This is a genomic window from Qipengyuania sp. BR81-2, from assembly GCF_055693895.1.
In genome coordinates this window covers 2,152,357-2,177,297 of the sequence record NZ_CM146344.1, presented here as the reverse complement: position 1 = coordinate 2,177,297, position 24,941 = coordinate 2,152,357, and the positions used below count along the sequence as shown (strand labels likewise).

23 protein-coding genes and 1 tRNA gene are annotated in these 24,941 nt (G+C 61.9%); 12 read left to right on the top strand and 12 right to left on the bottom strand.

The features are described from left to right. Window positions 1–24: 24 nt before the first annotated feature. Window positions 25–1,209: a PQQ-dependent sugar dehydrogenase gene (locus ACZ1G8_RS11015; RefSeq protein ID WP_472679435.1), complete on the bottom strand. Its 1,185-nt coding sequence runs from the start codon at window positions 1,207–1,209 to the stop codon at window positions 25–27. 123 nt (window positions 1,210–1,332) lie between these two features. Between ACZ1G8_RS11015 and ACZ1G8_RS11010 the strand changes: the two genes are divergently transcribed. Further along, window positions 1,333–1,770 (top strand): hypothetical protein, encoded by a 438-nt coding sequence (locus tag ACZ1G8_RS11010; protein WP_472679434.1) that lies wholly within the window; start codon window positions 1,333–1,335, stop codon window positions 1,768–1,770. 18 nt (window positions 1,771–1,788) lie between these two features. Here ACZ1G8_RS11010 and ACZ1G8_RS11005 read toward each other — a convergent pair. The 7 genes from ACZ1G8_RS11005 to aspS form a co-directional block, all read right to left on the bottom strand. Next, a tRNA-Met gene (locus ACZ1G8_RS11005) sits at window positions 1,789–1,865 on the bottom strand. A gap of 89 nt (window positions 1,866–1,954) precedes the next feature. Then, window positions 1,955–2,473 carry a 2'-5' RNA ligase family protein gene (locus ACZ1G8_RS11000; RefSeq protein ID WP_472679433.1) on the bottom strand — a complete coding sequence of 173 codons (519 nt, stop codon included), beginning with the start codon at window positions 2,471–2,473 and terminating at the stop codon, window positions 1,955–1,957. Beyond that, a complete protein-coding gene (gene mltG, locus ACZ1G8_RS10995) occupies window positions 2,470–3,441 on the bottom strand; it encodes an endolytic transglycosylase MltG (protein ID WP_472679432.1) in 972 nt (323 codons plus the stop codon). The genes ACZ1G8_RS11000 and mltG overlap by 4 nt, the downstream gene beginning before the upstream one ends. Before the next feature lies 1 nt (window position 3,442). Continuing rightward, window positions 3,443–4,702 (bottom strand): beta-ketoacyl-ACP synthase II, encoded by a 1,260-nt coding sequence (gene fabF, locus ACZ1G8_RS10990; RefSeq protein ID WP_472679431.1) that lies wholly within the window; start codon window positions 4,700–4,702, stop codon window positions 3,443–3,445. Window positions 4,703–4,796: 94 nt separating this feature from the next. Next, a complete protein-coding gene (locus ACZ1G8_RS10985; RefSeq protein ID WP_006834437.1) occupies window positions 4,797–5,033 on the bottom strand; it encodes an acyl carrier protein in 237 nt (78 codons plus the stop codon). A gap of 115 nt (window positions 5,034–5,148) precedes the next feature. Next, the gene (locus ACZ1G8_RS10980) at window positions 5,149–6,168 is read right to left on the bottom strand and encodes a hypothetical protein (protein WP_472679430.1); all 1,020 of its coding nucleotides are present in this window, start codon (window positions 6,166–6,168) and stop codon (window positions 5,149–5,151) included. A 157-nt stretch (window positions 6,169–6,325) separates the two neighbouring features. Then, window positions 6,326–8,149: an aspartate--tRNA ligase gene (gene aspS, locus ACZ1G8_RS10975; protein WP_472679429.1), complete on the bottom strand. Its 1,824-nt coding sequence runs from the start codon at window positions 8,147–8,149 to the stop codon at window positions 6,326–6,328. A gap of 159 nt (window positions 8,150–8,308) precedes the next feature. Between aspS and rnd the strand changes: the two genes are divergently transcribed. Together rnd and ACZ1G8_RS10965 are read left to right on the top strand one after the other, a co-directional pair. Beyond that, window positions 8,309–9,535 carry a ribonuclease D gene (rnd, locus tag ACZ1G8_RS10970; RefSeq protein WP_472679428.1) on the top strand — a complete coding sequence of 409 codons (1,227 nt, stop codon included), beginning with the start codon at window positions 8,309–8,311 and terminating at the stop codon, window positions 9,533–9,535. Continuing rightward, entirely contained in the window at window positions 9,532–10,428 is an 897-nt protein-coding gene (locus ACZ1G8_RS10965; protein WP_472679427.1) for a hydrogen peroxide-inducible genes activator, read from the top strand. The genes rnd and ACZ1G8_RS10965 overlap by 4 nt, the downstream gene beginning before the upstream one ends. Here ACZ1G8_RS10965 and ACZ1G8_RS10960 read toward each other — a convergent pair. Both ACZ1G8_RS10960 and pgsA read right to left on the bottom strand, forming a co-directional pair. Then, the gene (locus ACZ1G8_RS10960; protein WP_472679426.1) at window positions 10,425–10,685 is read right to left on the bottom strand and encodes a hypothetical protein; all 261 of its coding nucleotides are present in this window, start codon (window positions 10,683–10,685) and stop codon (window positions 10,425–10,427) included. The two genes, ACZ1G8_RS10965 and ACZ1G8_RS10960, sit on opposite strands and share 4 nt — an antisense overlap. Window positions 10,686–10,789: 104 nt before the next feature. Beyond that, entirely contained in the window at window positions 10,790–11,383 is a 594-nt protein-coding gene (gene pgsA / locus ACZ1G8_RS10955) for a CDP-diacylglycerol--glycerol-3-phosphate 3-phosphatidyltransferase (RefSeq protein ID WP_472679425.1), read from the bottom strand. A 114-nt stretch (window positions 11,384–11,497) separates the two neighbouring features. On the opposite strand from pgsA, the gene ACZ1G8_RS10950 reads away from it, so the two are divergent. Beyond that, window positions 11,498–12,844: an MFS transporter gene (locus ACZ1G8_RS10950; RefSeq protein ID WP_472679424.1), complete on the top strand. Its 1,347-nt coding sequence runs from the start codon at window positions 11,498–11,500 to the stop codon at window positions 12,842–12,844. 341 nt (window positions 12,845–13,185) lie between these two features. Continuing rightward, window positions 13,186–14,853, top strand: coding sequence for a thiamine pyrophosphate-binding protein (locus ACZ1G8_RS10945; protein WP_472679423.1), 1,668 nt, complete (start codon window positions 13,186–13,188; stop codon window positions 14,851–14,853). 16 nt (window positions 14,854–14,869) lie between these two features. Here ACZ1G8_RS10945 and ACZ1G8_RS10940 read toward each other — a convergent pair whose 3' ends face one another. Both ACZ1G8_RS10940 and ACZ1G8_RS10935 read right to left on the bottom strand, forming a co-directional pair. Continuing rightward, on the bottom strand, window positions 14,870–15,619 hold the full coding sequence (locus tag ACZ1G8_RS10940) for an SDR family oxidoreductase (RefSeq protein ID WP_472679422.1): 750 nt from the start codon (window positions 15,617–15,619) through the stop codon (window positions 14,870–14,872). 73 nt (window positions 15,620–15,692) lie between these two features. Next, a complete protein-coding gene (locus ACZ1G8_RS10935; protein WP_221428802.1) occupies window positions 15,693–16,103 on the bottom strand; it encodes an EVE domain-containing protein in 411 nt (136 codons plus the stop codon). Window positions 16,104–16,263: 160 nt separating this feature from the next. On the opposite strand from ACZ1G8_RS10935, the gene ACZ1G8_RS10930 reads away from it, so the two are divergent. From ACZ1G8_RS10930 to ACZ1G8_RS10900, 7 genes are all read left to right on the top strand, one after another. Continuing rightward, window positions 16,264–17,982: a putative bifunctional diguanylate cyclase/phosphodiesterase gene (locus ACZ1G8_RS10930; RefSeq protein WP_472679421.1), complete on the top strand. Its 1,719-nt coding sequence runs from the start codon at window positions 16,264–16,266 to the stop codon at window positions 17,980–17,982. A gap of 41 nt (window positions 17,983–18,023) precedes the next feature. After that, a complete protein-coding gene (dapF, locus tag ACZ1G8_RS10925; protein ID WP_472679420.1) occupies window positions 18,024–18,833 on the top strand; it encodes a diaminopimelate epimerase in 810 nt (269 codons plus the stop codon). Further along, window positions 18,815–20,017 (top strand): tRNA (N(6)-L-threonylcarbamoyladenosine(37)-C(2))-methylthiotransferase MtaB, encoded by a 1,203-nt coding sequence (gene mtaB, locus ACZ1G8_RS10920; protein ID WP_472679419.1) that lies wholly within the window; start codon window positions 18,815–18,817, stop codon window positions 20,015–20,017. The genes dapF and mtaB overlap by 19 nt, the downstream gene beginning before the upstream one ends. Further along, window positions 20,014–20,937, top strand: coding sequence for a signal recognition particle-docking protein FtsY (gene ftsY / locus ACZ1G8_RS10915; RefSeq protein ID WP_472679418.1), 924 nt, complete (start codon window positions 20,014–20,016; stop codon window positions 20,935–20,937). Before mtaB ends, ftsY begins: the two co-directional genes overlap by 4 nt. Continuing rightward, window positions 20,937–21,572, top strand: a complete 636-nt coding sequence (locus ACZ1G8_RS10910; protein WP_472679417.1) for an inner membrane-spanning protein YciB — start codon at window positions 20,937–20,939, stop codon at window positions 21,570–21,572. Before ftsY ends, ACZ1G8_RS10910 begins: the two co-directional genes overlap by 1 nt. A 162-nt stretch (window positions 21,573–21,734) precedes the next feature. Further along, window positions 21,735–22,934 carry a hypothetical protein gene (locus tag ACZ1G8_RS10905; RefSeq protein WP_472679416.1) on the top strand — a complete coding sequence of 400 codons (1,200 nt, stop codon included), beginning with the start codon at window positions 21,735–21,737 and terminating at the stop codon, window positions 22,932–22,934. Window positions 22,935–23,197: 263 nt separating this feature from the next. Beyond that, window positions 23,198–24,880 (top strand): BCCT family transporter, encoded by a 1,683-nt coding sequence (locus ACZ1G8_RS10900; RefSeq protein ID WP_472679415.1) that lies wholly within the window; start codon window positions 23,198–23,200, stop codon window positions 24,878–24,880. Window positions 24,881–24,941 lie beyond the last annotated feature (61 nt).

Here is a 24,941-nt window from a genome sequence, read left to right as displayed (position 1 = left end):
TTCCGTCTTTCCGAACTCGCGATCCTAGGGCACGACGCGCAGGATCCGGCTCCCCGATTCCGGCTCCTCAGTCAGCAGGTAAAGGTAACCGTCGGGTCCTGATCGTACGTCTCTGAAGCGGACATCGAGCTCGCCGAAAAGTTCGCGCTGTTCGCCCAGCGATCCGTCGGCATTCATCTCGACATGCCTCACATGCTTGAGCGCAAGGGCAGACAAGAACAAATCACCCTGCCAGTCCGGAAACGCCTCCCCGGTATATTGGGCGAAGCCCGATGGCGCGATGGACGGGGTGAAGTGGACCAGCGATTGCTCGGTCCCGTCCAACGCTTCGAAGGGCGAGACCCGACCGCCCGAATAGTCGAGTGCATAGGTCACGGTCGGCCAGCCGTAATTCGCACCGCGGGTGATGTAGTTGATCTCGTCGCCGCCCGCAGGGCCGTGCTCGTTCTCCAGCACGCGGCCATCTTGGGCGAGAATAATTCCTTGCGGGTTCCGATGTCCGTATGACCAGATTTCCGGCAGCGCACCTTCCTGATCAACAAATGGATTGTCTGCCGGAACGCTTCCATCATCATTGAGACGTACGATCTTGCCGAAATGATTATCGAGTTCTTGCGCCTCTTCGCGGTAGTGGAAGGCATCTCCGACCGGCATCAACAGTGTGCGATCCGGCAGGAAAATGAACCGCGCGCCATAGTGGTTGCCCTGAATGCGCGCAGGTGACGCGGCAAAGAGTTGCTCGCCATCGGTGAGATCACCTCCGTCATAGCGGAAGCGCATCAAGAAAAGCGTATTCTCGCCGTCTCCAACCTTTCCGGCAAAGGAAATGTAGACGAGGCTGTTTGCAGCGAAATCGGGGTGAAGGACCACGTCGAACAGGCCAGCCTGAATGCCATCGCCGTGATGGACATCGGGAAATTCGCCATTGTCGTTGAAATCGCGAACAGTGCGCTTTGCGCCATCCGTGCTGACCAGCAGGAGCTTTCCGGTACGCTCTGTCACCAGCATGTCGCCGTCGGGCAGGAAGGCTAGCGACCATGGATGATCGAGCCCTTCCGCGACCGTTTGTATCTCGTAGTTGATCTCTCCCGTGTCGACGCGTCCGGCGAGCTGGCTGGTCTTCTCTCCCGCATCCGACGCGCCCTGGTTCGAACATGCGGTCAGTAGCAGCCCTGCAGTCATTCCCAACATAGACGGTATTAGGCGCATCGGGATCCCTCTCCTTGTGTGCGAAAAGGTATCCAGCGATTGTCAGGCTTTGTCCACCTCCTCCTCTGGACTTGACGCAAGGGCCGTAGCATCAAGGGCCTCACGGAGAAGGGAAGACCGATCATGACCATACTGCGTTGGATTGTCGCTCTGATAGTGGCCGCACTGGGCACCTATGTCTTAGGCGTGATCGTCAACTCGCAGTTCGTGATGAACGCGCACGACGTGCCGATCAGCTTTTCGGATCGGCTCAACATGACAGCCTTCGATGTGTCGAACATGTATCTTTATTTCGTCATCATAGTCGTGACGTTCCTGCTGGGATTCCTGATCGCGACCTTGGTCAGGCGCTTCCTGCCGGGCCTGGCCGGAGTGGCCTATCCGGTCGCAGGTGCTGCGGCGATCGCCACCGCGCTGGGACTCATGTGGACGCAGTTCCAGACCATCCCCATCAGCGGCGCGCGCTCGACAGCGGGCTTTCTCGCACAGGTCCTAGCCGGAGGCTTCGGCGGATGGATTTTCGCGAAGATCGTCGGCCAGCTTGCCGACGGTAAGGCCTGACCGGGCAAAGTCTGGTCCTGGTAGCGGAGGAGGGACTCGAACCCCCGACACGCGGATTATGATTCCGCTGCTCTAACCACCTGAGCTACTCCGCCCCGAAAGGCCAATCGGCGGGACCCTAGCGAAGTAGGCTGCCCGCTCGGCAGGCGGCGCATTTAGGGCGCGCAGCCACCTTGGTCAACACTCATTTCCCGCGAAATGCGAACCGGCGTACGAATTCCCACGGACCGCCGCGATAGATGTGGAGCGCGAGGCCCGGGAAGGAGAATTCGCGCGGCTCGATCAGGCCCGAAAGCTCGGCCTGCAATGCCTTCGCTTCCTTGGATGTCACCTTGTTCTGGATCGTGACGTGCAGCCGCGGGCGATGCTGGTCCTGCTTGGTCAGCATGCCGCGAAAATGCTCGGCGATCTCGTCGCGCAGCGCGAGGAGATCGGGGCTCGACAGCTTGATGGCGGTTCCTCCGCCGAGCGACATCAGGCCTTCGATGCGCCCTTCGATGGGAGGCACTTCACCGACAAGCCGAGCCAGATAACGCCGCGCTTCCTCCTCGCACTGGGCGGGAATCGCGTGGAAAAGCGTAACGTGTGCTTCGAGGAAATTGCGCTCGGGCGGGAAATGCTGCGTCCGGAGGTCGGTAAACCTTCGATGAAGGTCTGGCGGGAGTTCCGCCGTAAGGATCAGGGGCGCATCGCTCTCGCTCACATTTCCCCTCTTTCGCGCCGTAGCGCCCGCCACTTAGCTGCGTTGCGATTATGCTCTTCGAGCGTCTCAGCGAAAACATGCCCACCCGTGCCATCGGCGACATAGTAGAGCGCCTTGGTTTCCGCAGGGTCGAGTACGGCAGCGATGCTTTCGCGGCCGGGATTGGTGATTGGACCGGGAGGAAGTCCGACGACCGCGCGGGTATTGTAGGGATTGGTGCTGCGGAGCTCGGAAACGCGGATCCGGCGACCGAGCGGTTTGCCCTTGGTGATCGGGTAGATCGTAGTTGCGTCCGCCCCCAGCATCATGCCGATCCGCACACGGTTCGACAGCGCGCCTGCGACCATGGGTCGCTCGTCGGCCTGAGCGGTCTCTTTCTCGACGATCGAGGCGAGGATGAGCGCTTCCTCGGGGCTCTTCACCGCTGCCTTGTCGGTGCGCTGTTCCCAAGCTTCGGCAAGATAGGCATCCATCGCCGCCTGCATCCGCGCAATCACGGCGGACCGTTCCTCGCCCTTCTGGAAATCGTAGGTGTCGGGAAGGATCGAACCCTCCTCGGGCACTTCGATTTCTCCTACCAGTCCTTCCACCGCCATCAATCGCTCATGCACCAATATCGAAGGTAGGCCCTCGGGAATGGTCACGAAATTGAGCACCACGTCGCCGCTCTGGAGGATATCCATGATATCCGAGGGGGTGGACATCTCCGGGATCGAATACTCACCCGCCTTGATGGTTCCATCGCCCGCAAAGATGCGCGCGCGCAGCAGGAAATCGTCGGCAGAGTGTATAAGCCCCTCGGTCTCCAGCTTGCGCGCAATGGCCGTCACCGAAGCGCCCTGCGGCACGACGAAGCCAGCGTTCTTGGAAACGGTCGAAGTGCCGTACCAGCCGTTCGCAAACCACATGCCGGCGCCTGCGATCAGCAGCGCGACGGCAGCCCCCAATACGAGGGCAGCCTTTTTCACCTTAGTCGACCTTCTTGACGATTAGCGACGCATTGGTGCCGCCGAAGCCGAAGCTGTTGTTAAGGCAGGCCTTCACTTCACGCTTTTTCGCCTCGAGCGGGACAAGATCGACACCCTCGGTGCCTTCGTCCGGATCGGTCAGGTTGAGCGTCGGGGGCACGACTTGGTCACGGATGGCGAGGATGCAGAAGATTGCCTCCACTGCGCCCGCACCGCCCAGAAGGTGGCCGATGGCCGACTTGGTCGAGCTCATCGAAGCACCGCACAGATCGTCGCCCATCACGCGCTTGACGGCTGCCAGTTCGATCGTGTCGGCCATGGTCGAGGTGCCGTGCGCATTGACGTAGTCGATGTCGCAGGGCTCGAGCCCCGACTTCTTGAGCGCCATGCGCATGGCCAGTTCGGCGCCCTTGCCTTCGGGATGCGGCGCGGTGACGTGGTATGCGTCGCCCGAAAGGCCGTATCCGACGACTTCGGCGTAGATCTTCGCACCGCGTGCCTTGGCGTGCTCGTATTCCTCGAGCACGACGACGCCTGCGCCCTCGCCCATGACGAAGCCGTCGCGGTTCTTGTCGTAGGGGCGGCTGGCTTCGGTGGGACGGTCGTTCATGCTCATGTTGAGCGCGCGCGCCTGTGCGAAACCGGCGACGCCGAGCGGGTTGATGGTGCTTTCCGCACCGCCAGCCAGCATGATATCGGCATCGTCGAGGGCGATCATGCGAGCCGCATCGCCGATCGAGTGCGCGCCGGTCGAGCAAGCGGTCACGACCGCGTGGTTAGGGCCCATCAGGCCGTACTTGATCGAAACCTGGCCGCTGATGAGGTTGATCAGGCGTCCGTGGACGAAGTGCGGGCTGACACGGCCGGGGCCGCGGTCGCGACATACAAGCGATTCACTCTCGATGCCGGGCAGGCCGCCGATACCCGAACCGATCGAAACGCCGGCGCGCAGCTTGGTCGCCTCGTCCATGTCTTCCAAGCCGGCATCTTCGATTGCCTGGCCTGCGGCATCGATGCCGTAGACGATGAAGGGATCGACCTGGCGCTGGACCTTGTGGTCGACGCGCTTGTCGGGATCGAAGCCCCATTCGTGATCCTTGCCCTTCACCTCGCAAGCGATCGTGGCTTTCTGGCCCTCGGTATCAAAGCGGGTGATCTGGCCCGCCCCGCTCTTGCCGGCGATGAGGTTATTCCAGGATGTTTCGACGTCACCGCCCAGAGGGGTGACGAGGCCAAGTCCGGTTACGACCACACGACGCATGAAAATCTCCGCATAAAGGACAACAGGCCCGGCCCATCATCAGGGTCGGGCCTGTCCGGTCCCGCCATTTGGCGGGCTATCGAAAAGCTAGGGATTAGCCCTTGTGCTCTTCAATGTACTTGGTTGCGTCACCGACGGTGGTGATCTTCTCGGCAGCATCGTCGGGGATTTCGACGCCGAATTCTTCTTCGAAGGCCATGACCAGCTCGACGATGTCGAGGCTGTCTGCGCCCAGATCATCGATGAAGCTTGCTTCCTGGGTGACCTTGTCGGCCTCGACGCCGAGATGCTCGACGACAATCTTCTGCACGCGGTCGGCAGTATCGCTCATTCTGTTCCCTCTCATCTTGGGGGTTTGATAGTTGCTGATCGCCCTAATCAAGGGCGCGCGCTAGCGCAAGGGCCAGCTTGACCCTGCGTCAACTCTTGCGCGCCCTTTGGGCGATTTACTGGGTTGCGCCTGCAGCGGCGGTCTCACCCTCGGCATCGCCTTCCTCGCCCGCAGCATACTGTTCTTCGGCAGGTTCTGCGTAGTGGATGGCGAGCTGTTCTTCGGCGCGCTGACGCGATGCAATGCGTGACAGGCCGGCGGTCGGATAATCCTTGCCCGGCTCGAGTTCGAGCGTGCGCTGATACAGCTCGATCGCGCCTTCCAGATCACCCATGACTTCGTGGCACAGGCCGGCATTGAAGGTCAGCGTGATGTTGCCCGGCTGCGACTCATTGAGACGGTCGAATTCGGCGCAGGCTGCCGCCCAGTCGGACTTGGTAAGCTTGAGCGCCTTCTTGAACGGCTTCCGCAGCGGCTTTTCCATGTCCTTGCGGCTTTCGAGGACGCGGATGTCCTCGTTGCGCTGGATCGGAGCGAGGTCGCGGCGGACTTCCCAAGCAAAACGATCGACCATTCCGGTGACGATGTCGCTCACCGAGGGTGCACTGCTCTCGTTCGTGCAGTAACGCTTCGAGCCGGCGGTCGAGAACCCGCGGTCGTAGACGAGCTCGTCACGCGCATCGAGCATCTGCACTTCGCCAGTGAATCGGACAGTGAGCTCGCGGCAGCTGTAGGTATAAGTGCGATACTGGACGCACTTCTTGTCCGCGTCCTTGCGTACGCACTTGCGCTCTTCGGTGGTGCCCGCAGGCAGCCGTTCGACTTCCGAAAAGGCAGTTCCGTTGATCCACGCTACCGCGCCTGAGCCTTCGCCCGGCCCCGAATCGCGGCGAACCTCGAAGTAGTTCTCGCCATCGATGCGAGCACGGCTCAGCGCATTGCGCAGTTCGAGCGCGAATTTGGCACCTTCATTGCCGTCGAATCGCTCGACCACGAGTGTCTGGAAATCCGAAGGAGCGTCCTGGCCCGCAGCATAAATCGCTGAAACGGGAAGAGTTTCTGCCGAAGCTGCCGCCGGAGTGATGCTTGCTGCAACTGCGGTCGTGATCGCAATCGATCTCGAAAAATACTTCACTTGAACGCCCCCTGCGTTGTCTGTTCGACCAAAGGTTAGTCAGAAAAAGTGATCGGAATATGAACAAACCGAGCGGCGGCAAAGATTTTTACTTGCCGCCGCCGGAGTCGAATTCACGAGCTGGATTGCGGCACGGCGTCCGCGAAGCCGGCCGGGATCAGCTGTTGTCGCCGGCGTTGTCCACGCGCGTCGCCTCTGCGCCTTCCGGCTTGGGAGCATCGATGGTGCGGATGTGCACGTCGCGCAGCTGGCGCGGGCTGACGAGGCTGGGTGCGCCCATCATCAGGTCCTGCGCCTTCTGGTTCAGCGGGAATGCGATCACTTCGCGGATGTTCGGCTCGTCGGCCAGCAGCATCACGATGCGGTCGATACCCGGAGCCGAACCGCCGTGCGGCGGTGCACCGAGCTTGAATGCCTCGATCATGCCCGAGAAGTTTTCGTCCACATCGGCCTGCGAGTAGCCGGCGATTTCGAAAGCCTTGTACATGATGTCCGGACGGTGGTTACGGATCGCGCCAGAGGACAGCTCGTAGCCGTTGCAGACGATGTCGTACTGCCATGCGAGGATATCGAGCGGGTCCTTGGTTTCCAGCGCTTCCATCTCGCCCTGCGGCATCGAGAAGGGGTTGTGACTGAAGTCGACCTTCTTCGCCTCTTCGTCATACTCGAACATCGGGAAGTCGACGATCCAGCAGAACTTGAAGCAATTCTCTTCGATCAGCTCGAGAACCTCGGCGACGCGGGTACGCGCGGCACCGGCAAGCTTGGCGGCGTCCTTTTCCTTGCCGGCAGCAAAGAACAGGCCGTCGTTTTCGCCAAGGCCAAGCTCGGCATAGAGCTTTTCCATGCCTTCGGTGCCGTGGTTCTTCGCGATCGGTCCACCGAATTCGCCGCCCTTGCGGGTGACGTAGCCGAGGCCGGCAAAGCCTTCCTTACGGGCCCAGTCGTTCATCTCGTCGAAAAACTTGCGGCTCTTCTCATGTGTGTTCGGAGCAGGCACGACGCGGACCTTGCCGCCGGTGCCGACGATCTTCTCGAACAGGCCGAAGCCGGACTTCTCGAAGTGGTGGGTCACGTCCGAAATGATCAGCGGGTTACGCAGGTCGGGCTTGTCGGTGCCGTACTTCAGCATCGCCTCGGCATAGGGGATGCGCGGGAATTCACCGGCGGGGGTTACGGTCTTACCGTTCGCGAATTCCTCGAACACGCCTGCGAGGACCGGCTCGATCGCCTGGAAGACGTCTTCCTGCGTCACAAAGCTCATCTCGAAGTCGAGCTGGTAGAATTCGGGCGAACGATCTGCGCGCAGGTCTTCGTCGCGGAAGCAGGGCGCGATCTGGAAGTAGCGGTCGAAGCCGGCGACCATCAGCAGCTGCTTGAACATCTGCGGCGCCTGCGGGAGCGCGTAGAAGCGGCCCGGGTGGAGGCGGCTCGGCACGAGGTAATCGCGCGCGCCTTCGGGCGAGGATGCACCGAGGATCGGGGTCTGGAATTCGCTGAAGCCCTGGTCGGTCATCCGGCGGCGCAGGCTGGTAATCACCTGGTTGCGCAGCATGATGTTGTTGTGGACGCGCTCGCGGCGCAGGTCGACGAAACGGTACTTGAGACGCGTTTCTTCCGGATAGTCTTCGGCCTGGTTGACGATCAGCGGGAGGTCGTCCGCGCGGCTCTGCACCGTGATCTCGCGGGCAAAGACCTCGATCTCGCCGGTCGGCAGGTTCTTGTTGACCGCAACCGCGTCGCGCGCCTTCACCGTGCCGTCGATGGTGACGACCGATTCCAGCTTCATCTTCTCGAGGACTGGCAGCGCCGGGCTGTCGCTGTCGGCTACGATCTGCGTGATGCCATAGTGGTCGCGCAGGTCGACGAAGAGCACGCCGCCATGGTCGCGCTTGTTATGCACCCAGCCGGAAAGACGGACGGTATCGCCGACATTGTCCTTGGTCAGCGCTGCGCAGGTGTGGGTACGATAGGCGTGCATCTGGAATTCTTTCCATTTTGGGATGTAAGGCGCTAAGGGCGCTGGCGTCGCGCTCCCCTAGCGGGGAATCGCGCGCGCTAACAGGGCACCAGCGGGCTTTTGTCAAGGTTCGCGCATGGTGCGGGAGCGGTACTCCGCTCAGACGACAGAAATGATACGATGAAAATACACGACCTGATTACCGATACCGAACGCCTCGCAGCCCTTTGCGAGCGCCTGGCGAAGAGCGAATTCGTCACCGTCGATACGGAATTTATGCGCGAGAATACGTACTGGCCGGAGCTCTGCCTCGTCCAGATCGCGAACGAGGAAGAGGCAGCGGCAATCGATCCGCTGGCCGACGACATCGACCTCACCCCCCTGTGGGACCTGCTGTGCGACAACGAGGAAGTCCTCAAGGTCTTCCACGCCGGCGGACAGGACGTCGAGATCGTCCATAACTTCACCGGCAAGACGCCCCATCCGATCTTTGACACTCAGATCGCGATGATGGCGATCAGCCAGAACGAGCAGATCGGTTATGCCAACCTGGTCGAGAGCTGGCTCTCGCTGACCATCGACAAGGGTGCGCGCTTCACCGACTGGAGCCGCCGTCCGCTGACCGACCGCCAGATCGAATATGCGATCGGCGACGTGACACACCTCTCGAAGATCTTCCCCAAGATCCTGAACAAGCTGGTGAAGACCGGCCGTGGTGCTTGGCTCAATGCCGAAATGGAAAAGCTCGCCGACCCGGCGAACTATGCCAATGATGCGGACCAGGCATGGAAGCGCATCCGCTCGCCGGGCCGCAACCCGACGGTGCTCGGGCGTCTAAAGGCACTGGCGGCATGGCGCGAAGGCGAAGCCAAGCACAAGAACATCCCGCGCGGCCGCATTATGCGCGACGAGACGCTAGCGGACATCGCAAGCCACCCGCCTAAGAAGCAGGGTGACCTCACCAAGGTCCGCGGCCTCTCGAACGCGTGGAAGGACAACGACATCGGCAAGCGCCTTATGAAGGTGCTCGACAAGGCCGAACCGCTTGCCAAGGAGGAGATGCCCGCCAAGCCCAAGCGCGGTGCGCCGCTCGGCAAGGAAGGTGCGCTGGTCGCTGACCTACTCAAGCTGCTGCTCAAAATCCGCGCCCGCGAAATCGACGTCGCCGCCCGCCTGCTGACGCGTGCCGACGAGATGGAGGCGCTTGCGGCAGGTGTCCGCAAGTTGCCGATCCTCGAAGGCTGGCGCTACGACGTCTTCGGCAAGGACGCGCTCGAGCTGGTCGAAGGGCGACTCGCCTTTGCCGTGAAGGACGGCAAGCTGCTGATGACCCATGTCGACGATGTCCATGCCGGAATGATGGAAGCCGCGCAGGATGAGATAATTACCGAGGCAGAGGCCGGGTGAGCACATACCTCCCCACCCTCAAGCAGCTGCAATATCTCGTGGCGCTGCACGAGCATGGCCATTTCGGCCGTGCCGCCGAGGCGAGCTTCGTCTCGCAATCGACCCTGTCGGCAGGCATCCGTGAGCTCGAATCGCTTCTCGGCGTGACGCTTGTCGAGCGCAGTCGCCGGGTTGTGCGCTTCACGGCACTGGGCAACCAAGTAGTAGAGAAGGCTCACCGTGTCCTGCGCGAGGCGGAAGAACTTGCCGACCTCGTACAAGCAGCCGGCAAGCCGCTTGCGGGCCAGCTGCGCATGAGCGTGATCCCCACGATCGCGCCCTTCCTCCTGCCGCGGTTCCTGCCCCGCATCCGCAAGGAGCGCCCCGAGCTCGAATTGTTCCTGCGCGAAGAGACGAGTCACGACGCCGTTGAATCGCTCCAGCATGGCCGCGTCGATTGCGTGTTGCTCGCCCTGCCCTTCGCCACCGGCGAGGTCGACAGCGCGCATATCTCGGATGATCCCCTCTATGTCGCCTTCCCTAAGGACGACCCGCGCGATCCGCCCGAAAGCGTGCCTCCGAGCATGATCGACGACGGCCGCTTGCTGCTGCTCGAGGATGGGCACTGCCTGAAGGACCACGCGCTCGCCGCCTGCAATCGGCCCGAGCTTCGCGGTTCGACCACCATGATCGGCACCAGCCTGCACACGCTTGTGCAGATGGTCGACAATGGTTTGGGCCTCACGATGCTGCCAGCAATGGCAGTTGAAGCAGGTATCCTGAATGGGACCGACGTCGTCGCACGGCCTCTCAAGTCTAAGTCGGCCAGCCGCGAGATCGCGCTCATCTGGCGCAAGAATTCACCGCGCCGGGAAGATTTCGAGTTGTTGGCAGAGGAACTGCGCGCCGGTTAGGCGGACTGTTCGACAGGAGCCTTCGACTTCACGAATTTGTCGAGCTTCTTGTAAGCGAAAAGCGGCACGATGACGCTCAGCGCAATGCCGCCCAGAGCGCAGATACCGAGCCAGATCGCCATGGCCGTCCCGCCCGAGGTGTACATGCCGTACAGCACCGGTGCAGCCAGCACGAGGCCGCGGACTTCATTGAAGACCATTGCGACGGCGCCGACCTTCAGGAGGTAGGACAGGATCAGGTGAAACGTTGCGCTCATGACTTACTCAATGAACGCAAATGGTTGAGAAAAAGTTCACCATGCAACCGGCGTTGCATCTATGCGGTGGAACGTTTCGTCGCTGAAATGTGGCGTGGCTCGCCTTAATCCATGTGTTTCAGGCCGACCCGAAGGTAATCCCATCCTGTAATGACCGTCAGGACGGCGGCGCCCCAAAGGGTGACGAGACCCACGGTATGCGGGACATTCGCTTCGATCCCGCTCACCACGACGTTCCAATTGGGCAGGCCCTGCCCGAGGATGAGCGAGCCGAGTGCAAGCATCTGGAAGGTCGTCTTCCACTTGGCCAGCCGGCTGACCGGCACCGAAACCTGCAGCGGACCGAGAAATTCGCGCAGGCCCGACACCGCAATCTCGCGCACGAGGATTATCAGACCCGCTACGACATGCGCATCGCCCACGTAGGGGCCGCGCAACACGCCCTGCGCCGCCAACACAAGGATCACGGAGGCGACCATGATCTTGTCGGCGATCGGATCGAGGAAGATGCCCAGCTTGGACACCGCACCGCTCGATCGGGCGAGGTAACCGTCGAAATAATCGGTAATGCCCATCAGGCAGTACAGAGCAAAGGCCATAAGGAAGCCGACTTCCCAGCCCGGCCACCACAATAGGAAGGCCAGCAACGGGATTGCCACGATGCGCGAAAGTGTAAGGATGTTGGGCAAGGTCAGCATCTTCGGCCTCCCTAACGACAAACGCTGCGCCGCAAAACCCGCTGCGTGGGGTTGTCCGCCGCCACGATGTCTCTACCAATGGGGTCCGAGAGAGAGGTTGTCCTTCGGGGGGTCATGTTCACAAGCACGCATTTGCTGCGCACGAGGCGCTTCCTGCCGCTGTTCGTGACGCAGCTGTTCAACGCCTTCAACGACAATCTCTACAAGACCGCCATGGTCCTGTTCGTCGTCTATTCGATCTACAATTCGGAAGAGGCGGAGGGCATGTTCTCCGCCGTCGCATCGGGCCTGTTCATCCTGCCGTTCTTTATCCTGAGCGCCTTGGCCGGACAGCTTGCAGACATGCGCGACAAGGCCTCGATCATCCGCAAGGTCAAGGCATGCGAGATCTTGCTCATGGTGATCGGCGCGAGTGGGCTGCTACTTGCGTGGAAAGGCTACGAATTGCCGGTGAGCGTTTTCGGGCTGCAGACCAGCGTCCCGGTCCTGCTGATGCTGCTGGCGCTGTTCATGACCGGCATCCAGTCAACCTTTCTCGGTCCCATAAAATACGCGATCCTGCCGCAGCACTTGCGCAAGGACGAGGTGCTCGCAGGCACGGGCCTCGTCGAGGCCGGAACATACATCGCGATCCTTGCAGGCACGATCCTCGCCGGATGGATCGCTGTCGAGGTGGCGGCCGTCGCTATCGTGATCACGTCGATCGTCGGCTACCTCATAAGCCGGCAGGTGCCCCCGGCCCCGCCGCTGGGCAAGGTCGAGAAGCTCGACTGGCATATCCTGCGCGCCTCGAGGAAGCTGGTTAGCGACACGATGCACAATCACGAAGTGTTCTATGCCATTCTCGCGATCAGCTTCTTCTGGACGATCGGCGCCGTGCTGTTCATCCAGTTCCCGCCGCTCGCCAAGAACGTGATCATGGCAAGCAAGGAAGTGGCCAGTATTTTCCTGGTGGTTTTCTCTGTCGGCGTTGCCATCGGATCGGTCGCCATCAACGCGCTGCTCAAGGGCAAGGTCTCGGCACGCTATGCGCCGCAATCGGTCATCGCCATGGGCCTGTTCGTGGTCGCGTTCTATTTGGTTGCCAAGCTGTGGGAGGCCGACAAGCCGACCGAGCTGCTCGACGTGGCGGGTTTTATGGCATGGCCCATGGCGAGCGTCCTGCTCCTGTGCCTGCTGGGCATCGCAGTTGCAGGCGGCATGTTCGTGGTCCCGCTCTATGCCTTCCTCACCACGCGCGCCGCTCCCGATCAGGCCTCGCGCACGATCGCGGCGAACAATATCGTCAACTCGGGCGCGATGGTAATCGGCTCGCTTTTGGTGATGGCGATGAGCGCGGCCGGCGTCCCGATCGTCGAGCAGGTGCTCATCAGCGCCGGCATGTGCCTCGTTTCGGCATGGCTCGGACGCAAGCTGCTGACCGCCGAACGGCGGGCGGCGTCTGCATCAGCTTCAGATTAGATGATGAAGGCGAGTACGGCGGCGAAGGTTGCGAAATAGGTCGTCGCCACGCCGCGAACGTCCGACGCGGTTAGTTTCCAGTCTACCGGCGCAGCCTGAGGTGCGTCCGCGAACATCGTGCGGCGCTGCGGCAATCCTGCCCGCATCCAATGGCGGGCTGCTTCGCTAGAGAGGACTAATGCGCGTCTCATGATGCCCCTTTTAACGCTTTTTTAACCAACGGTTTCCCGAATAATCAAATGCGTACCAAATTGGGACGGTCGCGGAGCTCGCTGGGGATAAGTGGGTAGCAGTGCGCCAGCGATTGCGCCTCTGGGCCAGCCCCGCTAACCGCCGGAACCATGAGAACGCGCCCAACTCCAGACGCCGCCCGACTGCTCGTCGATTGCCTGATCGAACAGGGGTGCGAACGCATCTTCACGGTCCCCGGCGAAAGCTTCCTCCAAGTGCTCGATGCACTTGGACAGCAGGACCGGATCGACCTCGTGACGTGCCGCCAAGAGGGCGGTGTCGCGATGATGGCTTGCGCCGACGGGGCAATGACCCAGCGGCCCGGCGTAGCCTTCGTAACACGCGGTCCCGGCGCGACCAATGCAAGCATCGGCGTGCATGTGGCGATGCAGGATTCGCAGCCGATGATCCTGTTCGTGGGCGACGTCGACAGCGAGATGCGTGACCGCGAGGGTTTTCAGGAAGTCGACTTCGCTGCTTTCTTCGGCCCGATTGCGAAGTGGGCCGCCCGGATCGATTCGGCCGATCGCATTCCCGAATATGTCGCCCGAGCATACGCGACGGCCATCTCGGGCCGTCCGGGCCCTGTCGTGCTAGCGCTACCCGAAGATATGCTGAGCCGCGAAACGTCCGCCAAGCCGCGCCCACGGGTCGAACGCCCTGCACAGGCGCCCTGCCCCGACGCAATGCAGGCGATGATGGCGCTGGTTGCCGACGCGGCATCGCCGGTCGCGATCATCGGCGGCGCCGGCTGGAACGCGAAGGCGCGCGAATACTTCCAGCTCTTCGCCGAACGTCTTGGCATTCCCGTCGCCACGGCCTTCCGCCGGCAGGACGCGATCTCCCCGTCGAGCCGCGTCTATGCGGGCAACCTCGGCTACGGCCCGAACCCCAAGCTGGTCGAGCGCGTGAAAAATGCCGACCTTATCCTGGCCGTCGGCGCGAGGCTCGGCGAGGCGACTACCGACGGTTACACCGTCCCGCCGCTAGTGGCAGAAGACCGTAAGCTCATCCACATCCATCCAGACCCCAGCGAACTCAACAGCGTCTATCCTGCCGATCTCGCAATCTGCGCCGAAATGGACGAGTTCGCCGAGAGCGCCGCGCTCTGGGACGATGGCGACCCGATCGACTTCGATGCCGGGGCCGAGGCGCATTCCGAATGGGAAGCGTGGGCGACCGCTCACCCCGCCGACTACGCGCTCGACATGGGACAATGCGTCCAGTTCATGCGCGACACGCTCCCTGCCGACACCATCATATGTAATGGTGCGGGCAATTTCGCTGGTTGGTGGCACCGCTACTGGCGTTACGAGGGCTTCCCGACGCAGCTTGCCCCGACCTGCGGCGCGATGGGTTACGGTGTGCCGGCTGCAGTTGCCGCAGCGCTATGCCACAAAGATCGCACCGTGGTCGCTGTCGCGGGCGACGGCGACTTCCTGATGAATGGACAGGAGCTCGCCACCGCAGTTCAGCACGGCGCGAACCTCATCGTCATTGTGGTCGACAACTCGGCATACGGCACCATCCGCATGCACCAGGAACGCGAGTTTCCGGGTGAAGAGCGGATCAGCGGCACGCGCCTCGCCAATCCCGACTTCGCCGCCCTTGCGTCCGCTTTCGGCGGCTGGTCGGCCAGTGCGGCCACGACAGAAGAGTTCAAGCGGGCGCTCGTCGCTGCGGAAGGTCGCAGCGGCCTACGGCTGATCCATTGCAAGATTGAGATCGAACAACTCGCCGCGAGCGGCGCTACCGTCAGCGGTCTAAGGAAAAGCTAACAGACGACTGCGTGGATCAGCGCATCGTCATCCCGCCATCGACCACGTATTGCGAGCCGGTCACGTAACTGGCTTGCTCCGAGAGGAGGAACAGCGCGACCTGCGCTGCTTCCTCGCTACTGCCGAACCGGCCGAGCGGCACCATATTCTTGATTTGCTTGCTGAAGTTCTCGATCTCTTCATCGGACAGACCCATGCCCTCGAAGAAGTTGGTCTCAATCGGCCCGGGCGCAATCGAGTTCACCCTGATGTCGCGACCCGCGAGGTCTGCAGCCCAAGCTCTCGTAAGAGCAGTAACCGCGCCCTTGGTTGCAGCATAGACCGCGCCCTGAGGCTGCCCGAGATATGGCGAGACCGAAGCGGTCACGACTACCGAGCCGCCATCCGAGATGAGCGGGATCAACTCGGCCATCTGCAGCACCGGACCGCGCACATTAACATTGTTCATGCCGTCGAATGTGTCGGCATCGACTTTCGTGTTGTCGCCGAACTTGCCGAAACCGGCGTTCAGCCAGACACCATCGATGCTGCCCATCTGGTCCTTGATCTTGGCCCCCAGTTCCTTCGCCGCCTCTGGATCGGAGGCATCGTTCCTCAGGACAAGCGATGCCGGAGGCAGCGAACGCCCCGCCTCGTCGAGATGGTTCTGGCTGGTGCCAGTCACGGCGACCTCACCACCTTCCTCGACGATCATCTTGGCACCGGCCAGTCCCATGCCGCTCGTGCCGCCGGTGATGAGAATGCGCTTGCCTTCGAAACGGTTCATTTGGGGTACTCTTCTGCTTGGGGGTTACCCAAGCAATGAGCGGCGCCCGCCAGCGTTCCAGCCGTTCGGGGTGTCAGATGCCCGCCATGGAGCAGATCACCGACCATTCGTCCGGCTTGATCTCGGCAACCGAGAGCCGCGAGAGCTTTACGAGTTCGCAATCCGCTAGCTTGGGCTCTGCCTTGATCTGCTTCAGCGTGACGGGCGAAGGCAGCTTTGTCTTGGGCACGACCTTCACGGCCGCCCACTTGCCTTCCGGATCGGTGGGATCGGTGATCCCGGCAACGCTAACCTCGCAAATGCCGACGATCTCAAGCCCCTCGCGCGAGTGGTAGAAGAACGCCTGGTCGCCCACTTCCATGGCTGCGAGATTGTTCTTCGCGCGGTGATTTCGGACACCGTCCCACGTGCCCTCTTTCTCGGCGACAAGATCGTCCCAGCTGTATTTGAAGGGTTCGGATTTCATCAGCCAATACCGCGACATTCTCTCAATTCTCCTGGCAGTGGATCGGTAACTGCGGAGGTGGTTAGCGAGGAGTCCCCGCGCTGGCCACCCGTCTTCCAAAGGAAAAAGGAAATCGCGATTAACTGCTTTTTAGCCTTGCGCGGGTAATCCCACGGGCAAGGCAAGTGCGGGGGTTTCCTTGAACCTTTTCAATGAGACAGTGTCGAAGGCGGGACGCCCCGTGCGGGCGATCGCATCTGTGCGCAAGCGCCGCGACTTCGTGACGCTGGGCATCGCGCTCGCCGCGACCCTGCTCTTCATTGCAACCGCCAGCTCCGTATTGCCTGTAGCCATGCGCGCTTTGCAGGGCACCAGCGCAGGCCCAGATGTCGCGCTTACCAACGCCCTCCTGCTGAACGTCGCGCTGATCCTTCTCGGCTGGCAGCGCTACAAGGCGCTCAACAACGAGCTCGAAGTGACGCGCATGTCGGAAGAAGAAGCGCGCCGTCTTTCCGAGATCGACGATCTGACAGGCTGCCTCAACCGCCGCAGCTTCGCCGAAGCGCTCGGCGAACTGCTGCTGTCGGGCAAGAGCGAAGATCGCGCCTTCGCAGCAATCGCGATCGACCTCGACAATTTCAAGCAGGTCAACGACCTCAACGGCCACGCAGCTGGCGATCTCGTCCTGCGGACCGCGGCCAAGCGCATTCGCTCGCTCTTGCCGGACGGCAGCTCGCTGGCCCGTCTTGGCGGTGACGAATTTGTCTGCGTCGTTCCCTATCATCCCAGCTCGCCCGAGCGCATCGATCATCTCGCAACGCGCATGGTCGAGCAATTCGCGATGCCCGTCATCAACGAGGGCGTGGTACTGGAAGTGACGATTTCGATCGGTGTCGCAAGCTCGAACCTTCTCGAGGTCGATACCGAAGACGAGAGCGGCGAGGACGCAGCACAAAACCTGATGCACAAGGCGGATATCGCCATGTATCACGCCAAGAAGCAGGGCAAGAACCGCTTCTACTGGTTCGAGCCGAACATGGAGAGCGAGCTGCGCTTCCGCAACGAGCTCGAGGCTGGCATCCGTCGCGGGATCCAGAACGGCGAGTTCGTTCCCTACTACGAACAGCAGGTAGATCTCGAGACCGGTGATGTCGTCGGCTTCGAAATGCTCGCCCGTTGGGAATCGCCCGAGATGGGCATGGTCGGTCCGGACATCTTCATCCCGATCGCCGAGGAAATGGGCGTCATCGCGGAGCTGAGCGAAGGCCTGATCGAACGCGCATTCGACGATGCGCGCGAATGGCATCCCGACATCACGCTGTCGGTGAATATCTCGCCGGTGCAGATGCGCGACCCGTGGTTTGCGCAGAAGCTCCTGAAGCTGCTCGTCAAGCACCGCTTCCCGGCCAATCGCCTCGACATCGAAATAACCGAGACCTGCCTGCACGAGAACGTCGGCATGGTGCGCTCGATGATCACCTCGCTCCGCAACCAAGGCGTGAAGGTGAGCCTCGACGACTTCGGCACCGGCTATTCGTCGCTGTCGCAGTTGCGTAGCCTGCCCTTCGACCAGCTCAAGATCGATCGCAGCTTTATCAGCGAGCTGAAGAACGAGGACCAGAGCGACAAGCTCGTCGACGCCATCGTCTCTATGGGCGACGGCCTCAAGATGCCGATCACCGCCGAGGGTATCGAGGACGAGAAGGTCCTCAATGCGCTCAAGCGCTGGGGCAAGATGCGCGGCCAGGGCTACTTCTACGGCAAGCCCGAGCCAGCAAGCGCAGTGACCAAGCGACTGGCTGCAGCCGGGCGCCTCGCCTCGTCGAACCCGGAGGGCGTGGTCGCCATCACCGAGGCGATGCTCGGGGATCGAGACGCCGAAGACAAGAAGACCGGTTCGGGCAAGGCCGCCGGCTGACACTGGACGCTGCCCCGCGCAGCACCTAGATGCGCTGGGCAATGCGCGTCGACTTCATCAAGATGCATGGGCTGGGCAACGACTTCGTCGTCCTGGATGCGCGTGCGCGCGGTATCCCTCCAATGCAGCCCCCGATTGCGGCGGCAATTGCCGACCGCAACACGGGCATCGGCTGTGACCAGCTGATCCTGCTGGAGCAGAGCGACGCGGCAGATTTCCGCATGCGCATCTTCAACCACGACGGCAGCGAGGTCGGCGCCTGCGGCAATGCCTCGCGTGCGGTCGCCATGCTCCACGGTAGCGATGCCGAGATCGAGACTGCCGGTGGCATGCTTTCCGTGTCGCCCTCGGCAGGCGGAGCCACCGTCGACATGGGCGAGCCCCACTTCGACTGGGATGCAATCCCGCTGGCCTATCCGATGGACACGCTCTCCATGCCGGTCGGATGGGAAATGCTCGGCGACCCGGGCGCGGTGAATGTCGGCAATCCGCATGTCATCTTCTTCGTCGACGATACCGACGCCGTGCCGCTCGACAGGATCGGGCCGGAAATTGAGGGGGACCCTCTCTTCCCCGAGCGCGTGAACGTGAACGTCGCGACCGTCGAGGATCGCAGCCGCATCCGCCTGCGCGTATGGGAACGCGGTGTGGGCCTAACCCGTGCCTGCGGAACGGGAGCCTGCGCAACCGCAGTCCACGCCATGCGCCGCAAGCTCGTCGACAGCCCAGTGACTGTCGCGCTTCCAGGCGGAGAGCTGCAGATCGAATGGAGCTCGGGCGGCACCATCCGCATGACCGGCCCTGCGACCGAGAGTTTCCGCGGCAGCTTCGAATGGGACGAGTTCGCGTGAACGCGCCCGTCAAAGCTCCCGAAGTCGTCTCACTGGGTTGCCGCCTCAATATTTCAGAGAGCGAGCGCATCCGCGCCATGCTGGCAGGCGAGGACAATCTCGTTGTCGTCAACAGCTGCGCCGTAACCAGCGAAGCCGTGCGCCAGACCCGGCAAGCGATCCGCAAGGCGCGTAAGGCCAATCCCGATGCCCGCCTACTCGTGACAGGCTGCGCGGCCGATATCGAGCGCGAACAGCTTGCCGCGATGCCCGAGGTCGACGGCCTCATCGCGAACGGGACAAAGCTCGATCCGCGCGCATGGAACGTTCCCGCCAGCGCGCCGCCGGTCCCTGCCCTGCATACCCGCGCCTTCGTGGCAGTGCAGAACGGCTGCGACCATGCCTGCACCTTCTGCGTTATCCCGCAAGGGCGCGGGAAGAGCCGCTCGCTGACCGTCGCAGAGGTGCTGCGCGAAGTGCAAGCGCACATCCACGCAGGAGCAGACGAAGTCGTCCTTACCGGCGTCGACGTGACCTCCTGGGGGCATGATCTGCCCGGTAGCCCTTCGCTGGGTTCGCTGGTGCAAGCCGTTCTCGAGGCCTTCCCCGCCCTCACCCGCATCCGCATGTCATCGATCGACGGGATCGAAGTGGACGAGGAGCTGTTCGAACTCTTCGCGAGCGAAGAGCGCGTCATGCCGCACATCCATCTGTCGTTGCAGCACGGCAACGACCTCATCCTCAAGCGCATGAAGCGTCGCCATCTCCGGGCCGATGCGGTCGAGCTGGTCCAGCGCCTCAAGCAGCGCCGACCGAATATTGCCGTTGGCGCGGACCTAATCGCCGGTTTCCCGACCGAGACCGAAGAACACCACGCGGAGAATCTCTCGATCATCCGCGAGCTCGATATCGTCCACGGACACATTTTTCCTTATTCGCCGCGCCCCGGCACACCTGCCGCGCGTATGCCGCAGGTCGAGCGCGGCACGATCAAGCGCCGCGCCGCCGAACTGCGCGCCGAAGTCGCGACGGTGCGTGCAGAGTGGCTGGCCACCCTCGTCGATAAGCCGCTGGAAGTCCTCGCCGAACGCGACGGCACCGGCTATTCGCCCGAATTCGCCCGCGTGAAGCTGCCCGAAGGCACGCAGCGCGGCTCCATCGTCTCCGTGACGCCCAAGACACTCGAGGACAATCTCCTGTCATGAGCAAACCCAGCTGGACCGAGCGCCTGTTCGGCGGCTTCAAGAAGACCTCCGATCGCCTGGCCGAGAACCTCACCGAGGCGGTCACCAAGGCGAAGCTGGATGATGCGACGCTCGACGATGTCGAGGACGCGCTGATCATGTCCGACCTCGGACCGAGCGCGGCGGCGCGCATTCGCGAGAAGCTGAGGGAAAAGCGCTTCGGGCTGGAAATCAGCGCGGACGAGCTGAAACAGGCTGTCGCCGACGAGATCGCTGCCATCCTCCGCCCGGTGGCCAAACCGCTCGAAATCACCGCCTTCCCGCGGCCGCAGGTGCTGCTAGTGATCGGCGTCAATGGCAGCGGCAAAACCACCACCATCGCCAAGCTGGCGCACCTATTCGTCGAGGACGACTACAACGTCATGCTGGCGGCGGGTGACACCTTCCGCGCCGCGGCAATCGGCCAGCTCCAGACCTGGGCCGACCGCGTGGGCGTGCCGATCGTGCGTGGACCCGAGGGCGGCGATCCGGCCTCCATCGTGTTCGACGCGGTCAAGAAAGGCACCGAGATCGGCACCGACGTGCTGATCGTCGACACCGCGGGTCGCCTCCAGAACAAGCGCGAGCTGATGGACGAGCTGGCCAAGATCCGAAAAGTCCTCGGCCGCCTCAATCCCGAAGCGCCGCATGACGTGGTGCTCGTGCTCGATGCGACCAACGGGCAGAATGCGCTCAGCCAGATCGACGTGTTCAAGGAAGTCGCCGGCGTGACCGGTATCGTCATGACCAAGCTCGATGGCACCGCCCGCGGCGGCGTGCTGGTGCAGGCGGCCGAGAAATACGACCTGCCGATCCACGCTATCGGCGTGGGCGAGAAGATCGACGACTTGCGCCCCTTCGACCCGGACCTGGTCGCGCGCGTTATTGCAGGAGTGGCGTAATGGCGGAGAGCGGCGAAAAGAAACCCACCGGCTGGTTGCACACACTGGTCGATTACGGCCCGCTGCTCGTCTTCCTCGGCGTCTACAAGTTCTCGCAGCCCGAGGGCGGTAGCGAGATCGCAGCTGTCATTTCCGGCACGGGCGCTTTCATGGTCGCCGCGATCATCGCGCTCGCCTTCAGCAAGTGGAAGTTCGGCAAGGTCAGCCCGATGCTGATCCTCTCCACCACGCTGATTATCGGCTTCGGCGCGCTGACCATCTGGTTGCAGGACGAACGCTTCATCCAGTTCAAGCCGACCGCGATCTACCTGATGTTCGGCGCCGTGCTGATCATCGGCTGGCTGCGCGACCGTGCATGGCTGCAAGTACTGCTTGAAGCCGCATTCGAAGGCGTGACCCACGAGGGCTGGCTCAAGCTTTCGCGCAACTGGGGTTTCTTCTTCGTCGCGCTCGCCGGCCTCAATGAGATCATGGTCCGCACGATGACCTTCGAAAGCTGGCTATGGGCGAAGCTCTGGGTGTTCTTGCCGCTAACCTTCCTTTTCACCTTCACGCAAATCCCGATGCTGCTGAAGCACGGGCTCTCTCTGGAGGACACGGACGAGGTGCTGAAGGACGAGCCGCCTACGGGGTGAGCACGGTACGGCTGATTATGGGTGGAAAGCGGATAATGCGCTCTCGGCCGCGCTGCATCCGATCCGCTAATCCTATCTTTGGGGCCGGAGCAGACTTCCACGATAATTGATTTGGTCTGTGCCTCTTGGGCGATGTAGCAGGGCGTTTATGGGGGGGCAGCGATGAAGAAGAACACAAAGACCTATGGACTTGCGACATGCGTCGGAGCGTTTCTGGCGGCATGTGGAACTACGACATCGGAACCTATCACGGCGCCAGTCGCGGCGCAGGGAGCAAAGGCTACTTCGCCGGAAGTCGTCCCGATCCATCCGCGCGCTCTTGTTTCACGGTTTGATCGCGGTTCCAGAATTCCCGACCATGTGAGCGAACCCGTCGGGCCAATGGCGGAGGTGCACGCCTATGCGGGATCGCTTGAACCGCGAAAGTTGTATTTGATCGAAGCTGATCCCGAAAAGGGGTTTCACTGGCCATATTTCCTCCTCCTGCCGGAGACCATTCCGGTCGGCAGTTCGGTTCTGGTTCAACCAAATAACGACGGCATGGTCGGCGCACCGTTCGCAACCCATCGATATTGGGCGGGCATCGAGAACGAACAGCTTTTCATCGACTTCGGGCGCCATCTCGGCACACCCGTCCTGATGCCGGTATTCCCGCGACCGCTGGTCGAAGGACCCAATCGCAACCTCTACATTCACGCCTTGACGCGCGCCGCAATGACGGCGGACGATCCCCGTTACGCGAGGCCGGATCTACAACTCATCGCGATGCTCGACGATGCTTTGGAAAAGCTCTCGCGAGACGAATCCGACCTGCGCGACGATGCGTTGTTCTGGGGGTTCTCCGCCTCCGGGGATTTCGTAACGCGCATGGCGACACTTCACCCGAACAGGGTGAGAGCGGTCGCCGCCGGCGGTATTGGGGGGCTGCCGATCCTGCCCCTCGAAGAGTTCGAAAACGAGCAACTCACATTCCCGTTGGGCGTGGGCGATTTCGAAGAGATCGGTGCGCGCTTCCAGCCCGAAATGCTGAAACAAACGCCTTATCTGCTGTTTCAGGGAAGCCTCGACGAAAATGACTCGGTGAAAGAGCCGCCATTTAGCTGCGAGGGGTATGGATCGGACAGCTACAGCTGCGATCATAGTTTGCTGGTGAACAGGGTATTCGGGTCATCCGGGCCGGGCAGGGTTCAGAAAGTCGCTTCCGTTTTCGAGGCCTTCGGTATGAAGGACTTCAACTATCTGGTCTTGCCCGGAATCGGGCACACGACGCCGGATGCCATGGAAGTCGTGATCCGTGAATTTTACGCCTGCGTGCTGGCGGACGGAACCGGGTGTGCCGCATCGGCTGAGGCGCCTCGCTGATTTCGCCATTCTTCGCGAACAGCCTGCCAGGGAGCCATCACCGTCATCGGAATGTCCGCAATCGGGTCGTTAGCTGACCGACCGCTTCTGGCACAGCGACATCTCGGCGAAGCTTTCACGAATTGGTTGGAAAACAGCCAATCCGCTCTCGTTCTTCGGCGTGTAGTGACAAGGCCTTGTTCAGCCGCATAGCTATTCGCCCCGGCGCCCATCTGCCGAGCTCTAGTTTGCATCCTGCTGTCGCTTCCCTATGACTGGGCGACATGTCTTCCGAAAGTGATGCGCCCATTGCCCCGCCTCTGGTGGAGCTTCCGATCAACACACACGATCGCGGTTTCTACGACGGTTTCAGCCGCGCCGTGACGATCCCGTCCAAGATCATCGTGTCGTTGCTGATCATGTGGGCGATCTTCTTTCCCGTCAGCGCCAGCGAAACGCTGAGCGCGGCGAACTCAACGATCATCTCGAGTTTCGCGGGCTGGTACGTCTACCTTGTTGCCGCGCTGGTCGTCGTGTGTTTCCTGCTCGCCCTGTGGCCATCCGCCGGAAGTCTGAAGATCGGCACTGCCGATGAAGAGCCTGAGTTCGGGCGATTCAGCTGGTTCGCCATGCTCTTCGGTGCAGGCATCGGCATCGGCATGTTGACCTATTCCACGGGCGAGCCGCTGGCGCATTTCGCGAACAACCCGGACATCATTCGCGGAACCATCGAACCCCTCTCCGCCGAAGCGGTGCGTCCTGCCTATTCCTATACCTTCCTGCACTGGGGTCTCGCCGCATGGGCCACCTATGCGCTGGTGGGTCTCGCGATCGGCTACGTCGCTTACCGGCGCGGCCTGCCGCTGACGATCCGTTCCGGTCTCGCGCCGCTGTTCGGCCTGAAAATGTCCGGCATCTGGGGACACATCATCGACATCGTGGCAGTGGTCGCGACGATCCTCGGCGTGGCAGTGACCATGGGCTTCGGGGTCGAGCAGTTCGTCGCCGGACTTGCCCGCCTGGGTCTCGGAGATTGGCTGCTGGACGCAGACGGATCATCCTCAGCCGCAGCGGTCATCGTTTCGCTGGTCGTGCTGGTCGGCGCCTCGACCATTAGCGCGCTTTCGGGCGTAGGACGCGGCATCAAGTGGCTGTCCAATCTCAACATGGGCCTTTCCTTCGCCCTCTTGGCACTGTTCATCGTTGTGGGATCAGGCCTCCTCGGTTTCGAGCTGCTCGGCGTCGGCCTGTGGGACTACATGCGCACGATCGTGCCCAATTCGCTGACGCTGTTCGACGAAGCGGCTCCGAATGGTGCGGAACTGGTCCAATGGCAGCTCGACTGGTCGGTCTTCTACTGGGCATGGTGGATCGCATTCGCTCCGTTCGTGGGCATGTTCATTGCCCGCATTTCGCGCGGCCGCAGCATTCGCGAATATGTGCTGGGAGTGATCCTAGTGCCATCGCTGATGTGCTTTACCTGGATGACCATCGTCGGCGGGACCGCGATCGATCTGGAACTCAGTGGCGTAGCGCAAGGCAGTATTGTCGGAGCAGGGCTTTCGGACCAGCTTTTCGCCACGCTTGCCGTCCTCCTGTCTCCCGGCGTAGCTTCGGTGGTCTCGGGCCTCGTGGTGCTGCTGCTCATGACCTATCTGGTCACCTCGGCCGACAGCGCGATCCTGATCGTCAACACAATCAACGGGGCGGGTGACACGAGCGGCCAGCGCCGCCGGCATATCGTCTTCTGGGGCGCAGCACTGGCCTTCGTAGTTGGCTCGATGCTGATCCTGGGCGGTATCGATGCGATCCGGATCACCATGATCATTGGCGCCCTGCCATTCTCGCTCGTGGTGGCCCTGATGGCGATTTCTATTGTGAAAGCCGTGGTTTACGACCTCAGGCGCAAGCGTCACGGCGTGCCGACTACTGCTGCAGGCTGCGCCGAACTGAGTTCGGCCAAGTAAACGGTCACCTATATCTGCAAGTCAAAGTTCCGATCTGGAACGAATAGATCGATAGCAATTT

Bases quoted from the DNA above. Each gene is read 5' to 3' on its own strand.
- ACZ1G8_RS10985 (WP_006834437.1), bottom strand. From the start codon at position 5,033: ATGAGCGATACTGCCGACCGCGTGCAGAAGATTGTCGTCGAGCATCTC.
- mtaB (WP_472679419.1), top strand. From the start codon at position 18,815: ATGGGACGAGTTCGCGTGAACGCGCCCGTCAAAGCTCCCGAAGTCGTC.
- ACZ1G8_RS10960 (WP_472679426.1), bottom strand. From the start codon at position 10,685: ATGAGCGCAACGTTTCACCTGATCCTGTCCTACCTCCTGAAGGTCGGC.
- dapF (WP_472679420.1), top strand. From the start codon at position 18,024: ATGCGCGTCGACTTCATCAAGATGCATGGGCTGGGCAACGACTTCGTC.
- ACZ1G8_RS10945 (WP_472679423.1), top strand. From the start codon at position 13,186: ATGAGAACGCGCCCAACTCCAGACGCCGCCCGACTGCTCGTCGATTGC.
- ACZ1G8_RS10935 (WP_221428802.1), bottom strand. From the start codon at position 16,103: ATGTCGCGGTATTGGCTGATGAAATCCGAACCCTTCAAATACAGCTGG.
- ACZ1G8_RS10905 (WP_472679416.1), top strand. From the start codon at position 21,735: ATGAAGAAGAACACAAAGACCTATGGACTTGCGACATGCGTCGGAGCG.
- ACZ1G8_RS10910 (WP_472679417.1), top strand. From the start codon at position 20,937: ATGGCGGAGAGCGGCGAAAAGAAACCCACCGGCTGGTTGCACACACTG.
- pgsA (WP_472679425.1), bottom strand. From the start codon at position 11,383: ATGCTGACCTTGCCCAACATCCTTACACTTTCGCGCATCGTGGCAATC.
- rnd (WP_472679428.1), top strand. From the start codon at position 8,309: ATGAAAATACACGACCTGATTACCGATACCGAACGCCTCGCAGCCCTT.
- aspS (WP_472679429.1), bottom strand. From the start codon at position 8,149: ATGCACGCCTATCGTACCCACACCTGCGCAGCGCTGACCAAGGACAAT.
- ACZ1G8_RS11015 (WP_472679435.1), bottom strand. From the start codon at position 1,209: ATGCGCCTAATACCGTCTATGTTGGGAATGACTGCAGGGCTGCTACTG.
- fabF (WP_472679431.1), bottom strand. From the start codon at position 4,702: ATGCGTCGTGTGGTCGTAACCGGACTTGGCCTCGTCACCCCTCTGGGC.
- ACZ1G8_RS10940 (WP_472679422.1), bottom strand. From the start codon at position 15,619: ATGAACCGTTTCGAAGGCAAGCGCATTCTCATCACCGGCGGCACGAGC.
- ACZ1G8_RS10950 (WP_472679424.1), top strand. From the start codon at position 11,498: ATGTTCACAAGCACGCATTTGCTGCGCACGAGGCGCTTCCTGCCGCTG.
- ACZ1G8_RS11010 (WP_472679434.1), top strand. From the start codon at position 1,333: ATGACCATACTGCGTTGGATTGTCGCTCTGATAGTGGCCGCACTGGGC.
- ftsY (WP_472679418.1), top strand. From the start codon at position 20,014: ATGAGCAAACCCAGCTGGACCGAGCGCCTGTTCGGCGGCTTCAAGAAG.
- ACZ1G8_RS10900 (WP_472679415.1), top strand. From the start codon at position 23,198: ATGTCTTCCGAAAGTGATGCGCCCATTGCCCCGCCTCTGGTGGAGCTT.